At 70.8% G+C, this 13,750-nt stretch carries 12 protein-coding genes and 1 pseudogene; 5 read left to right on the top strand and 8 right to left on the bottom strand.

Annotation, left to right across the window (positions count from 1 at the left end):
• Positions 1–74: 74 nt before the first annotated feature.
• Positions 75–659 carry a TerD family protein gene (locus tag ACWDUZ_RS36365; RefSeq protein ID WP_086728397.1) on the bottom strand — a complete coding sequence of 195 codons (585 nt, stop codon included), beginning with the start codon at positions 657–659 and terminating at the stop codon, positions 75–77.
• Between the two features lie 161 nt (positions 660–820).
• A complete protein-coding gene (locus ACWDUZ_RS36360; RefSeq protein ID WP_451636109.1) occupies positions 821–961 on the bottom strand; it encodes a hypothetical protein in 141 nt (46 codons plus the stop codon).
• Positions 962–1,017: 56 nt separating this feature from the next.
• Between ACWDUZ_RS36360 and ACWDUZ_RS36355 the strand changes: the two genes are divergently transcribed.
• Together ACWDUZ_RS36355 and ACWDUZ_RS36350 are read left to right on the top strand one after the other, a co-directional pair.
• Positions 1,018–1,830, top strand: coding sequence for an SAM-dependent methyltransferase (locus ACWDUZ_RS36355; RefSeq protein WP_451636108.1), 813 nt, complete (start codon positions 1,018–1,020; stop codon positions 1,828–1,830).
• A gap of 849 nt (positions 1,831–2,679) precedes the next feature.
• Positions 2,680–5,223 carry a discoidin domain-containing protein gene (locus tag ACWDUZ_RS36350; RefSeq protein WP_451636107.1) on the top strand — a complete coding sequence of 848 codons (2,544 nt, stop codon included), beginning with the start codon at positions 2,680–2,682 and terminating at the stop codon, positions 5,221–5,223.
• Positions 5,224–5,431: 208 nt separating this feature from the next.
• Here the strand turns inward: ACWDUZ_RS36350 and ACWDUZ_RS36345 are convergent, their stop codons facing one another.
• Together ACWDUZ_RS36345 and ACWDUZ_RS36340 are read right to left on the bottom strand one after the other, a co-directional pair.
• Complete coding sequence (locus ACWDUZ_RS36345) at positions 5,432–6,778, bottom strand: dicarboxylate/amino acid:cation symporter (protein WP_451636106.1); 1,347 nt, start codon at positions 6,776–6,778, stop codon at positions 5,432–5,434.
• 103 nt (positions 6,779–6,881) lie between these two features.
• On the bottom strand, positions 6,882–7,010 hold the full coding sequence (locus ACWDUZ_RS36340) for a hypothetical protein (RefSeq protein WP_451636105.1): 129 nt from the start codon (positions 7,008–7,010) through the stop codon (positions 6,882–6,884).
• Positions 7,011–7,133: 123 nt separating this feature from the next.
• Here ACWDUZ_RS36340 and ACWDUZ_RS36335 point away from each other — a divergent pair.
• A pseudogene (locus tag ACWDUZ_RS36335) lies at positions 7,134–7,553 on the top strand (MarR family winged helix-turn-helix transcriptional regulator); the annotation flags it as partial.
• 43 nt (positions 7,554–7,596) lie between these two features.
• Here ACWDUZ_RS36335 and ACWDUZ_RS36330 read toward each other — a convergent pair.
• A complete protein-coding gene (locus ACWDUZ_RS36330; protein WP_451636104.1) occupies positions 7,597–8,259 on the bottom strand; it encodes a hypothetical protein in 663 nt (220 codons plus the stop codon).
• Positions 8,260–8,418: 159 nt separating this feature from the next.
• Here ACWDUZ_RS36330 and ACWDUZ_RS36325 point away from each other — a divergent pair, with 159 nt between their 5' ends.
• Complete coding sequence (locus ACWDUZ_RS36325; protein ID WP_451636103.1) at positions 8,419–10,962, top strand: ATP-dependent Clp protease ATP-binding subunit; 2,544 nt, start codon at positions 8,419–8,421, stop codon at positions 10,960–10,962.
• Positions 10,963–10,965: 3 nt separating this feature from the next.
• Here ACWDUZ_RS36325 and ACWDUZ_RS36320 read toward each other — a convergent pair whose 3' ends face one another.
• The gene (locus ACWDUZ_RS36320) at positions 10,966–11,442 is read right to left on the bottom strand and encodes a GreA/GreB family elongation factor (protein ID WP_451636102.1); all 477 of its coding nucleotides are present in this window, start codon (positions 11,440–11,442) and stop codon (positions 10,966–10,968) included.
• Positions 11,443–11,783: 341 nt separating this feature from the next.
• Here ACWDUZ_RS36320 and ACWDUZ_RS36315 point away from each other — a divergent pair, with 341 nt between their 5' ends.
• Positions 11,784–11,948, top strand: coding sequence for a hypothetical protein (locus tag ACWDUZ_RS36315; protein WP_451636101.1), 165 nt, complete (start codon positions 11,784–11,786; stop codon positions 11,946–11,948).
• Between the two features lie 152 nt (positions 11,949–12,100).
• Here ACWDUZ_RS36315 and ACWDUZ_RS36310 read toward each other — a convergent pair whose 3' ends face one another.
• Positions 12,101–12,460, bottom strand: a complete 360-nt coding sequence (locus ACWDUZ_RS36310) for a thioesterase family protein (protein ID WP_451636100.1) — start codon at positions 12,458–12,460, stop codon at positions 12,101–12,103.
• A gap of 280 nt (positions 12,461–12,740) precedes the next feature.
• Positions 12,741–13,691 (bottom strand): 2-hydroxyacid dehydrogenase, encoded by a 951-nt coding sequence (locus ACWDUZ_RS36305; RefSeq protein WP_451636099.1) that lies wholly within the window; start codon positions 13,689–13,691, stop codon positions 12,741–12,743.
• Positions 13,692–13,750: the final 59 nt, after the last annotated feature.

Genomic DNA, 13,750 nt, shown 5'->3' with positions numbered 1-13,750 from the left:
ACGGAGCGCCCCGACGACCGCAGCGGTCAGGTGCACCGGCGCCTGCTGGCCGCCGCACGTACGTGCGCGGCCCTCTACTTGCTGACGGCGAAACGCATCAGGGCGTGCTCGTCACCCTGCTTGATCTTCCCCGTGACGTTGATCACCTCCAGCTTCCAGCTGCCGCCGACGCGCACGGCCTTGGCCACGGCGCAGCCGTTGTCCTGGGTGAGCAGGCTCGGCCAGATGTCGGCGACCTGCTGGGAGCTGCCCCCGGTCGCGTCGTACACCTTGAAGCTGATGTTGCGCGCCTTCTGGAAGGAACTGCCCTTCTTGAAGGCGGCGGCGACGAACACGATCGAGGTGATCTGGGCCGGGATCCGGCTGAACTCGACCGTCACCGTCTCGTCGTCGCCGTCCCCACGGCCGGTCTGGTTGTCGCCGCTGTGCACCAGCGAGCCGTTGCCCATGGGATCCAGCGAGTCGAGGCCCGCCAGCCGCACCGGATCGGCACCCTGCATGGCGATGGCGATGAGGTCGAGGTCGGTGCCGGCCTTGCGGCGGAGCATCCCCATCACCCCGCCACTGGCACCGGCGGTGGGGTCCCAGGACACCCCGATGGACAGATGGGTCACACCGTCCAGGTCCGCGGGACCGTCTTCCTTCGTCAGCGTAATCATGTGTAGATCATCCTCTGGTGAGGGGGTACTCCGACAGGCAAAGTGTGCCTGGAACACACATCGTTGCGCACGGCTGGCCTGCCGCTTGTCGTTTCGTCCCCATATGCACCACGTGTGGAGCCGGGCCGGCAAGGCGTCCCTGCCGGCCCGGCCCTCCGGCCTCAGTTCAGTGCGGGCGGTCCCGCGTCGGCAGCCGTTCCCCAGGCGGACGGCCGCGCGGCGACCGTGAAGGCGAGCGACGACACATGCCGCAGGGCGTCCGTCGTCAGGTACGTACGGCCGTACGGGTCGCGGCCGGTCAACTCCGGCCGCTAGGTTGCCTGTTGAGTGATCACCGGTCTGACCTGGAGGGCGTCACGTGACCGAGAGCCCCGGCTTCGACGAGCTGAGCAAGAGGATCAAGACGGACCAGCCGCACACGGCCCGCATCTGGAACTACTGGCTGGGCGGCAAGGACAACTACGCGGTCGACCAGCGGGCGGGGGACGAGATCCGCCGGCTGCACCCCGGGATCGGTGAGTACGCCCAGGCCGACCGGCGCTTCCTGGGGCGGGCGGTACGTCACCTGGCGGGCGAGGCGGGCATCCGGCAGTTCCTCGACATCGGCACCGGACTGCCCACCGCGGACAACACCCACGAGGTCGCCCAGCGCGTCGCGCCCGAGTCCCGTGTCGTCTACGTCGACAACGACCCCATCGTCCTCGCGCATGCCGCCGCCCTGCTCGCCGGCAGTCCCGAGGGCCGCACCGACTACCTCGACGAGGACCTGCGCAACGTCGACTCGATCCTGGACCGGGCCGCGCGCATCCTGGATCTGACCGAGCCCGTGGCGCTGATGCTGCTCGGCGTCGTCATCTTCGTGGAGGACGACCAGGAGGCGTACGGGATCGTGCGCCGCCTCATGGACGCGCTGCCGAAGGGCAGCCACCTGGTGCTGTCGCACACCGTCACCCGGCCGGACATGCCCGATGTCGACGCGGCCGTCGCCTTCTGGAACCAGCACGGCACGCCGCGACTGACCCAGCGCACCCCCGGCGCCGTCGCCCGGTTCTTCGACGGGCTGGAACTGCTCGCTCCCGGCGTGGTCTCCTGCAACCGCTGGCGCCCCGGCACCGACGGGGTCGAACCCCCAGAGGTCGCCATGTTCGGCGGGGTCGGCCGCAAGAACTGAGTTTTCGCGCAGGTCGCCCTCGAGGGCGGTGCGGATGACCGGGGGCCGGTCCCACCGGGCCGGCAGTTCGTCGGCGAGGTCCATGGCCGCCAGTGGGTCCCGGTCGCCGTGCGCGACGACGGCGGCGGCCGGCAGACCTGGTGGCAGACCTGGTGGGCGGCGCCCGCGGCGAGGAGTACGCGCCACTCCATCGGCCCGAGTTCCAGGAACTCCGGTTCGGCCGCCGCGCGCTCCGGAGGGGTCGGCGAGCGTGCCGGGGCAGGCGGTGAGGGTCCGCAGCCGGGTCAGCCCGATGACCGGGGCGAGACTGAACGGTGCGCGGTCCCACGCCCCGATGGACAGCACCTCCAGCCCGTGCGGGCGGCGGCCTCCACGCCCGCCTCACCGCGGCGAACTCCTCCCGCACCCCCTCCGGCCGCGAGGCGCGCCCCGGCCACGGAAAGCTCCGCCGTACGGGAACACTCCAGCCGTAGGGTCGATCCGTCCGCCCGCAGGGCCGCGCCGGTCCGGCACCAGGTCCCCGGTGCCGAGCCGCAGGAGCCGTCCGCCTTTGCTGCCTCGCTGCCTCGCTGCCTCACCGCCTCGCCGCCCCGACGTCCTGCGTCCGGCGTCGTCCGACCTTCTTCCGTCGCTCTTCCTTCTGAACGTCATCGGCCGGATGCGGCAGGGCGATTCGTCAACGCTCGAAAGATTCCCGTGTCCGAGGGCTTGCCGCGACTGTCGGGTCATCAGTTAAATCAAGTCGTGAACTAAGCGCTGTGGACGCGCTGTTGGGGCGGCGTTCGCAGCGTCCTGCCGTCGTGTCCGCGCCGTCACTCCCCACCACACCCCACACCCACAGGGATTCGTATGAGACGCAGATCCTTGGGTGTCGCGCTCGCCGCAGCGGCGGCGCTCATCACCCTTCCCGCGCACGCCCCCGCATCGGCGGCCGAGACACCGCTGTCCCAGGGGAAGACCGCCACCTCGTCCTCCGACGAGAACGGCGGCACCCCGGCCGCGTACGCCGTCGACGGCGACACCGGCACCCGTTGGTCCTCGGCCGCCAGTGACACCCAGTGGCTTCAGGTCGACCTGGGGACGACGTCCTCCGTCACCAAGGTGGTCCTCGCCTGGGAGGCCGCCTACGGCAAGGACTACAAGGTCCAGATCTCCGCCGACGGCAGCACCTGGACCGACCTGAAGTCCGTGACCGGCGGCGACGGCGGCACCGACACTCTGGAGGTATCCGGCCAGGGACGTTACGTCAGGATGTACGGCATCCACCGGGCCACCCCATGGGGCTACTCCCTCTGGGAGTTCCAGGTCTTCGGCACCACAGGAGGATCCACCCCCTCCTCCTGCGGCACCGCGAACGCCGCCCAGGGCAGGCCCGCCTCGGCGTCCTCCACCGAGAACGCCGGCACCCCCGCCTCCGCCGCCTTCGACGGCGACCCGGGCACCCGCTGGTCCAGCGCGGCCTCGGACCCGCAGTGGGTCCAGGTGGACCTCGGCTCGGTCCAGAACCTGTGCAAGGTGGACCTGAGCTGGGAGGCCGCCTACGCCAAGGAGTACCAGATCCAGGCCTCCGCCGACGGCCGCACCTGGAACACGCTGCGTACCGTCACCGGCGCCGTCGGCGGCACCGCCTCCTACGACGTCAGCGGTTCCGGCCGGTACCTGCGGATCTACGGCACCGTGCGGGCGACCGGCTACGGCTACTCCCTGTGGGAGGTCGCCGTGCACACCGGCTCGTCCGGCACCACCGGACCGGTCCAGGGCGGCGGCGACCTCGGACCGAACGTCATCGTGGTCGACCCCTCCACCCCCGATCTGCAGCAGAAGTTCGACCAGGTCTTCGCCCAGCAGGAGTCCGCCCAGTTCGGCACCGGCCGCTACCAGTTCCTGCTCAAGCCGGGCACCTACAACGGCATCAACGCCCAGATCGGCTTCTACACCTCGATCTCCGGGCTGGGTCTCAACCCCGACGACACCCAGATCAACGGTGACGTCACCGTCGACGCGGGCTGGTTCGACGGCAACGCCACACAGAACTTCTGGCGTTCGGCGGAGAACCTCGCCATCAGACCGTCGAACGGCACCGACCGCTGGGCCGTCGCGCAGGCGGCGCCGTTCCGCCGGATCCACGTCCAGGGCGGCCTCAACCTCGCCCCGAACGGCTACGGCTGGGCCTCCGGCGGCTACATCGCCGACTCCAGAATCGACGGCACCGTCGGCCCCTACTCCCAGCAGCAGTGGTACACCCGTGACAGCTCCGTCGGCGGCTGGACCAACGGGGTGTGGAACATGACGTTCACCGGTGTCCAGGGAGCCCCGGCCACCGACTTCGACACCGGCCCGTACACCACCCTGGACACCACGCCCGTCTCCCGCGAGAAGCCGTTCCTCTACCTGGACGGCGCCACCTACAAGGTGTTCGTGCCCGCCAAGCGCACCAACGCCCGCGGGGTCTCCTGGCCGGCGAACGCGGGCGCCTCCGTCCCGCTCGACCAGTTCTACGTGGTCAAGCCGGGCGCGACCGCCGAGACCATCAACCAGGCGCTGTCCCAGGGCCTCAACCTGCTGTTCACCCCGGGCGTCCACCACCTGGACCGGACGATCGAGGTCACCCGGGCCGACACGGTGGTACTGGGGCTGGGCCTGGCCACGCTGGTCCCCGACAACGGCGTCGACGCCATGCACGTGGCCGACGTCGACGGCGTCCGGCTCGCCGGCTTCCTGATCGACGCCGGACCGGTCGACTCCGACACCCTGCTCCGGATCGGCCCGCCCGGCTCCTCCGCCGACCACTCCGCCGACCCCACCACCGTGCAGGACGTGTTCGTCCGCATCGGCGGCGCCGGACCCGGTCTCGCCACCGACTCGGTCGTGGTCAACAGCGACGACGTCGTCATCGACCACACCTGGTTGTGGCGCGCCGACCACGGCAGCGGCGTCGGCTGGAACACCAACCGGGCCGACTACGGTCTGCGTGTCAACGGCGACGACGTGCTCGCGACGGGTCTGTTCGTCGAGCACTTCAACAAGTACGACGTGTACTGGACCGGAGAGCGCGGCCGGACGATCTTCTTCCAGAACGAGAAGGCCTACGACGCCCCGAACGCCGCCGCCATCACCCACGACGGCATCGTCGGCTACGCGGCCTACAAGGTCGCCGACTCCGTCACCACCCACGAGGCCTGGGGACTGGGCAGTTACTGCAACTACACGGCCGATCCGACGATCGTCCAGGCCCACGGCTTCCAGGTGCCCGTCAGAACGGGCGTCACCCTGCACGACGTGCTGGTGATCTCCCTCGGCGGCAAGGGCCAGTACGCCCACGTCGTCAACGACACCGGCGCACCCACCTCGGGAACGGACACCGTGCCCTCCAAGCTGACCCGCTTCCCATGAGGGACCGGGGCCGACCGGCAGCGCCGCACGAGGAGGCAGGGGGCCGGTCCGCCGGTGACGGCGGCTCGGCCCACCGGTCCGACCGCCGGCTCGTGACGGGGCGTTGACGTCGGGCAGGCAAGGGCCGGCGTCCCCGCGCCGACAGCACTCCGCCCCGCCGATCGACGATCGGCGGGGCGGAGTGTGCGGCGTCAGGTGCCGGGCGGTGTCAGCCGGCCACCGCGACGGGCTGCTCGGTCTGCTGCGGCTGGGAGTAGACGCTCTCCAGGTCGTCGACCGCGGAGGCCGACGCGTGGTCGTACTTCGTGTGGTCGAGGATCTTCTCCCGGGCGGAGACGAGGACCGGGATGAGGGCCTGGCCCGCCACGTTGGTGGCGGTGCGCATCATGTCCAGGATCGGGTCGATGGCGAGCAGCAGACCCACGCCCTCCATCGGCAGGCCGAGGGTGGACAGCGTGAGCGTCAGCATGACCGTCGCGCCCGTCAGACCGGCGGTGGCCGCCGAGCCGATCACCGAGACGAAGGCGATGAGCAGGTACTCCTTGATGCCCAGCTGCACATCGAAGATCTGCGCCACGAAGATCGCGGAGATGGCGGGGTAGATGGCCGCGCAACCGTCCATCTTGGTGGTCGCGCCGAAGGGCACCGCGAAGGAGGCGTAGTCCTTGGGGACGCCGAGCCGGATCGCCGACTGCTGGGTGACCGGCATGGTGCCGACCGAGGAGCGGGAGACGAACGCGAGCTGGATGGCGGGCCAGGCGCCCTTGAAGAACTGCAGCGGGTTCAGCTTGGCGACCGTCGCCAGCAGCAGCGGGTAGACGCCGAAGAGGACCAGGGCGCAGCCGACGTAGATGTCGACGGTGAAGGTCGCGTAGTCGCCGAGCAGGTTCCAGCCGTACTCGACGATGGCGCGGCCGATGAGGCCCGCGGAGCCGATCGGGGCGAGCAGGATCACCCACCACAGGGCCTTCTGCAGCAGCTCCAGGACGGACTCGGAGAGGGTGAGGATCGGCTGGGCCTTCGGGCCGATCTTGAGGATCGCGATACCGGCGACGACCGCCATGAAGACGATCTGCAGGACGTTGAGCTCGGTGAACGGCGTGACGACATCGGTCGGGACGATGCCGGTCAGGAAGTCCAGCCAGCTGCCGGCGTGCTCCGGCTTGGCGCCGTCGGCCGGGGTGAGGTCGGAGCCGGAGCCCGGGTTGGAGATCAGGCCGATGGCGAGGCCGATGACGACCGCGATCAGCGAAGTGATCATGAACCAGATCAGGGTGCGGCCGGCCAGGCGGGCCGCGTTGTTGACCTTCCGCAGATTGGTGATGGACACCATGATCGCGAAGAAGACCAGCGGGGCCACGGCCAGCTTCAGCAGCTGCACGAAGATGCCGCCCACCTTGTCGAGGGTGGTGGCGAGCCAGGACACGTCGTAGGTCCGGGCCACGAAGCCGAGGACCAGGCCGACGGCGAGGCCCAGCAGGACCTGGGCCCAGAACGGGACGGGTATGTGGAAGCCGGACTTCTCGGGTTTCGGATCGCCGGTGTTGGCGGACACGGACACACTCCAGTAAGGACGCGCGGGAACGGGACGAGCGGGACACACGGGAGCGGCGGCTGTAGGACGTGTCAACAGCGCCGCTGCATCGAGGAGATCGCGATCAGGCGCGACAGGCCGCGGACATGCAGCGGCAGAGATCGACATGCAGGCGTGCCACGAGCATCAGGCTCAGGGCGGCGCGGCTGACCCGGCGAGCGGCGTCGGCGTGGTGCGCGGCTGCTGTCTTCATGGCCCAAAGGTTAACACTTGTACTTTGAGAACATCAAAGCATACCTTTGGCAACCGTTAACCCGCCCTTGGGGCGTGGGGGTCTGTGCCGGCCCACCGCGACTTCTCTGACCGAAGTCAGAGCATGCACTCGGCGCAGATCGACCAGATACGGAGGTTCAACCGCACCGTCACGCTGCGAGCGGGTGTGCTCCGCGACCTCTACCTGGGCCGCGAGCGACCCATCGGCGAGGCCCGGCTGCTCTGGGAGGCCGGCGCACAGGGCGAGGACGTACGGCGGCTGGGCGAGCGCCTCGGACTCGACTCCGGGTACGTCAGCCGGCTCCCGCGCTCCCTGGAGTCCGACGGTCTGGTGACCGTGGCATCCCATCCCCGGGACGGACGTGTGCGCACGGTCCGGCTCACCGACGCGGGCCGCGCCGAGCGGGCGACCCTCGACGCCCGCGGCGACGAGCCGGCCGGATCCCTGCTCGAACTGCTCAACGAAGCTCAGCGCGCCCGGCTGGTCGCCGCCGTGGCCGGGGTCGACCGGCTGCTGACCGCGCGTCACCGTACCGCCGGCGGCACCGCGGGATCGAGGGGCCCCGTCACTGCGTCCGGGCTGTGCAAGCCCGGATGTCCTCCCGGGTGTGCTCCATCAGCTCGGCCAGGTCACCGACCTTGGGGTCGAGTCGTTCGGCGCGCGGCGCGATGTCGTGGACCCATGCGGTGGTGGCCAGCGCGAGCTCGACGGCCTTGTCCTCCAGATCGTCGCCGAGCAGCTCCTCGATCTTCGAGGAGAGGTCCGCCAGGGTCTCGTCGCCGGTGTCCGGCACCAGGTACTCCCGGAGACCCGCGGGATACGGTGTCTCCGCCCGCGACTCGCGCAGTGCGGTGACCACCGCGGACTCCTCGCTGTACTGATCGAGCAGTCTCATGAGGACGTACAGGCGCGCCACCAGACGCGGCCGGCCCGGGTGCCGGTCCAGCCAGGTCATCAGACCGCGCTGGCCGCCGAGGTGGTCGATGACCCGCGTCAGCTCCTCGGTGAAAGGGGTGGGCAGAAACGCGTGGAGCGGCAGCAGGTGCGCCACCTGTTCGGCGAGGTCCGCCTCGCCCCGCGGGTCCAGTGTGCCGGCGACGAAGCCGCCCACCAGCTTCTGATCCACGTCGAAGCCGGCCGGCTTCGACCGGTCACGTGGCGTTTTCGAAGCGTCGTGACGCAGACGCTGGAACTCGTCGACGATCTTGCTCAGCGGTTTGTCGTGCACGGATCCTCCCGGAGGCTGCCCCACCCACTGTGCCGCCCGTCGCACGCCCGGCGCGCGCTGGTTGGTCCAGGCGAGTCACCCCGGATGCACGGTTTGCGGGGCGGTGCGCGGCGCGTTTGAGTGAGTAGGGGTCCCCCCTCCGTCCGTGAGGAGTGCGTCATGTCGATGTCGTTCGGTTCTGCCTTCGGTTCGTCGGATCCGTTCGGTGAGCTGTTGAACCGGTTCTTCGGGATGTCGCCCGCGACGTCGCCTCCGGCGGTGCAGCGGGTGCCGATCGGGCGGTTGCTGAGTGAGCCGTCGCAGGAGTTGATCAATCTGGCGGCACGGCGGGCGCTGGAGGACGGCACACCGGATCTCGACACGGATCACCTGTTGTGGGCGGCGACACAAGTGGAGCCGTCGCGGAGCCTGTTGACGCAGGCGGGGGTGGACGTGGAGGAGTTCGCCGCGCAGATCGCCAAGGTGCTGCCGCGGGAGTCGGTGGAGGTGTCCGCGCAGCCGGGGCTGACTCCGGCCGCCAAGCGGACGCTGGCCGCCGCCTATGGGCTGTCGCAGGCGGCGGGCGCCTCCTACATCGGACCCGAGCACATCCTGGGCGGGCTGCTGGAGGGGGAGGGCACCGGGGCGGCCCGGCTGTTGCAGGGGGCGGGACTGGACGTGTCACGGCTGCGGGGCCTGGCGGAGAGGCCGGCGCGCCCGGCCCGTGGGGAGGGTGCCGGCGCGGAGCAGGAGGACGGGACGCCGTCGTCGTTGGAGGAGTACGGGCGGGATCTGACGGAGGAGGCGAGGGCGGGCAGGCTCGATCCGGTGGTGGGGCGCGCCGAGGAGATCGAGCAGACGGTGGAGATCCTCTCGCGGCGTTCGAAGAACAATCCGGTGCTGATCGGCGAGCCTGGGGTGGGCAAGACGGCGATCGTGGAGGGGCTGGCGCAGCGGATCGTGGCGGGCGAGGTGCCCGACACGCTGAAGGGCAAGCGGGTCGTGGCGCTGGATCTGTCGGGGATGATCGCCGGGGCGCAGTACCGCGGACAGTTCGAGGAGCGGCTGAAGAAGGTCATCGAGGACGTGCAGGCGGCCAAGGGGCGGATCATCCTGTTCATCGACGAGATGCACACCGTGGTGGGGGCCGGGGCCACGGGTGAGGGGTCGATGGACGCCTCCAACATGCTCAAGCCCGCGCTTTCCCGCGGTGAACTGCGTGTGGTGGGCGCCACGACGATCGACGAGTACCGCAAGCACGTGGAGAAGGACGCGGCCCTCGAGCGCAGGTTCCAGCCGGTGATGGTGGCCGAACCGACGGTCGAGGAGACCGTCGAGATCCTGGAGGGGCTGCGGGACGCGTACGAGGCGCACCATCAGGTGCGGTTCGCCGACGGGGCGCTGGCCGCGGCGGCGGAGCTGTCCGACCGTTACATCACCGACCGGTTCCTGCCCGACAAGGCCATCGACGTGATGGACCAGGCCGGGGCGCGGGTGCGGCTGCGCGGGGTGGACCGCTCGACCGAGGCGGTGCGGCTGGAGGACCGTATCGCCAGGCTGCGGCGGGAGAAGGACCAGGCGGTGGCGGTGGAGGACTTCGAGAAGGCCTCCCAGATCAAGCGCGGCATCGACGAGGCCGAGGCGGAACTGGCCGGTATCACCGAACGCCGCGAGGGCGTGGTGTCCGTGACGGCCGCCGACATCGCGGACGTGGTCTCACGCCGCACCGGTATCCCGGTCTCGCAGTTGACGGCCAGTGAGAAGGACCGGCTGCTGCGGCTGGAGGAGGAGATGCACGAGCGGATCGTCGGCCAGGACGAGGCGGTCACCGCCGTCTCCCAGGCGGTACGCCGCAACCGCGCCGGCATGGGCGACCCGAACCGGCCCGTCGGCTCCTTCCTCTTTCTCGGTCCCACCGGAGTGGGCAAGACGGAGCTGGCCAAGACCCTCGCCGAGCTACTGTTCGGCGAGGAGAACCGGATGATCCGCTTCGACATGAGCGAGTTCCAGGAGAAGCACACCGTCGCCCGCCTGGTCGGCGCCCCGCCCGGATACGTCGGCTACGAGGAAGCCGGACAGCTCACCGAGAAGGTCCGCCGCCGGCCCTACAGCGTCATCCTGTTCGACGAGGTGGAAAAGGCCCACCCCGACGTGTTCAACACCCTGCTGCAGATCCTCGACGACGGACGCCTCACCGACGCCCAGGGACGCACCGTCGACTTCCGCCACTGCGTCGTCATCATGACCTCCAACATCGGCGCCCAGCGCATCATCGACCACCAGGGCGACGTCAGCGAACTCAAGGACGAACTGATGGAACTGCTGCGCACGCGCTTCCTGCCGGAGTTCCTCAACCGCATCGACGACATCATCCTCTTCCACAGCCTCACCGAGGACGACCTCTCCCGCATCGTCGACCACCTGCTGGACCAGAGCGAACGCCGCGTCCGCGCCCAGGGCATGAGACTCGAGGTCACCCCGGCGGCCAGGAAGCTCCTCGTCGCCCACGGTCACCAGCCCGAGTTCGGCGCCCGGCCGCTGCGCCGCACCATCCAGACCGAACTCGACAACCGCATCGCCACCCTCCTCCTCGCCGGCGAGGCCGAACCCGGCGACACCATCGTCGCCGACGTCGTCAAGGACACCCTCCACTGCACCGTCCGCCGCCCCGAGCGGAGCGACGAGGCGGCAGCGGCCGGGACATCCGGGCCACCCGTCTCCTGACCGTCAGGTGTCTTCGCCCGGCTCGCCCAGCGAGAGCACGGTCACCGCCGACGGCCCGTCGGGAGCCTCGTACTCGACGGTGTCGCCGGCGCGGTGGCCGAGGAGGGCGCTGCCGAGCGGGCTGTCGGCGGTGACCAGCGTGTGCACCGACGCCTCGGCCAGCTCACTGATCCGAACCGTCTCCACGGACCCGTCCGCGAACCGGACGGTGACCGTGGAGCCCACGCCGACCGCGTCGGTGCTGGGCAGCCCCGCGGCGGCCGACTCGCACAGCCGGTCGGTGATCCGGGTGATGCGGTCGTCCAGTCGCTCCAACTGGTTGGCGCGCTGAAGTGCGTCGGCCTGGTCGGCGGCGTCCCCCGGCGAGTCCGTACCATCGAGGGTCGCCGCGATCGTGTCGCGTTCGGCGCGCAGGTCGGCGAGCTCCTCCTCGAGTGCGCGACGGGCCGCGCCGCTGATCGGTCTGGGCTCGCCGGCCATTCCTGCTCCCGTGATGCGCTCGTGCGGCAAACGTCCTCGTGCGCAGCGTAATGCGGAGATCATCCCGATGCCGCTCAGCTCGCCGTGGGCCGACGACGTGGGCCGAGCCGCCCCACGGGCCGGGTACGGAGCGGCGGGAAGGCGGAGTGCCTGGCGCCGGTCCGGATCCGCCTGGTCGCGGCAGCGGAGTTCGTGCGTGCCGGGCGTCCCGGCGGGCACCGGGCTGCCGGACGCCGTCCGGGACCAGCGGGAGGGTCACACACGGGTATGGTCCGGGCGCCGCACCAGCCGTCCGGACGAGTGCGGTGGCGGGCGGTCCGAGAAGGCAGTGGGCTGGAGACATGAGCGACGACGAGAACATCTCCGCCTGGACCGAACGGCTGCTGCGCGAGGCGCCCGCCCTGTCGCCCGAGCAGGCCCGCGGGTTCGTGTACGAACTGTACTTCGCCGCCCAGCGGGCGCTCGACAAGGAGGAATGGGAGGCCGACTTCGAGCGCGACGAATAGCGCGCCGAAGGCGGACAGCGCGCACAAGACGGACAGCCGGCGTGAGCGGACAGTGCCATGTGGGCGCACAGGGCGAGGTGGACGTTCGGCGCGAGGTGGACGTACCGCACCGCGAAGACGGCGGTGCGGGCGGAGGCCGGGCGAATCGCCGCTCAGCGGTCCGCTTGGGGGCCGGCCGTCGCGGCGAGGAACCGGCCGCGGTCCACGATCGCCCGGTCGATCTCCTCGGTCGCGACGAGCGCGCCCGAACCGTCGACGGCCCGTACGAGAAAGGTGAGCCGCCGGCCCGCGGGCGTGGCGGGGGCCTCGGTGGCGACCTCCACGCGGCCGCCCACCGGCGTGGCGCGCAGGTGGTCGACGCGGATCGCCGCGCCCACGGTCGTCTGACCCGTCGCGGTGAAGGGTGCGGCGGCCTCCACGGTCGCCGCCTCCATCCACGCGATCAGCCGCGGAGTGGAGAGCACCGGCACGTCACCGCTGCCCACCGACTCCGCGGTGTCGGCATCGGTCACCACATGATCCGGGCGCCGACCGGCCGGTGGCGACATGCGCCGGAATCGCGGCAGCAGGGGCGCTGTGGAAGGATGCGGGAGGGAAATGCCCGTTGTGTCCGTGTTCGGGCGACAGGTGCTCCCCTGACACACACCCCCATCACGAGGAGGTTCCGTGTCCTCGAAGCGACGCCGCAAGAAGAAGTCCCGCCGCAACCACGCGGCCAACCACGGGAAACGCCCCCAGTGCTGACCTGACCGCTGACCCGTCTCGCGGTGCGCGGGCCGCGCGTGAGGCGGGTCAGTCGCGTGGGAAGGGATTGAGGAGGGGGCGGCCGGCCGCGAAGCGGTGGACCTGATCGACGATCAGGCGTTCGGCGCGCGGGCGGAAGGCGGCCGAGCCACCGGCGACATGAGGGGTGATGAGGACCCCGGGAGTCCGGCGCAGGGGGTGGTCGGCGGGCAGCGGCTCGGGATCGACGACGTCCAGCGCGGCCCGCAGCCGGCCGGCGCGGGTCTCGTGGAGCAGCGCTCGGGTGTCGAGCGTGCGCCCGCGGCCGACGTTGACGACGAGGGCGCCGTCGGGCAGCGCGGCCAGTTCCTCGGCGCCGAGGAGCCCGACCGTGTCCGGGTCCTCGGGCAGGACCAGGACGACGATGTCGGTGGCCGGAAGCAGGCCGGGCAGCTCGGTCACGGCGTGGACATGCTGCTCGGGGCGCGCCCGGCGGGCGACGCGGACGACACGGGCCTCGCAGGCGACCAGTCGCTGTTCCAGGGCGGCGCCGATGGAGCCGTAGCCGACGATCGTCACCGTCGTGTCCGCGAGGGACCGTGTGAAGTGGGGCTCCCAGCGTCCCGCTGCCTGGTCGGCGACCCACCGCGGAAGATCCCGCTGCGCGGCGAGGATCAGGCCGAGGGCGTGCTCGGCGGTGGAGGCGTCGTGCAGGCCGCGGCCGTTGTGCAGGGAGACCCCGGGGGGCAGGAGGGGCAGCAGCTTCTCCACGCCGGCGCTGAGCGACTGCACCGCGCCCAGGCGCGGCAGCCGGGGCAGCAGTCGTGCGGCGTCCGGTGCGGCGTAGGGCATCACCCACAGGCCGACGCGGGCCAGGACTCCCTCGGCGGGTTCGCTGCCGGGTGTCACACCGTCCCAGACGTACACCCCGACGCCCTCGGGCCAGGGGCCGTGCCGCCGGTCGAGGTCCGGCCACGGGACGAGTACGTCGGTGGCGGTGTCGTGAAGGGCTCTGGTCATCGGGCTCTCCTTCTCGTACGGTTCTTCCGTCCAGTGAAACACTTTCCATCTCACGGAAA

Source organism: Streptomyces sp. NPDC003393 (assembly GCF_053589015.1).
Note: the sequence above shows the minus strand (reverse complement) of the source record. Positions and strands in the feature narration are given on the sequence as shown.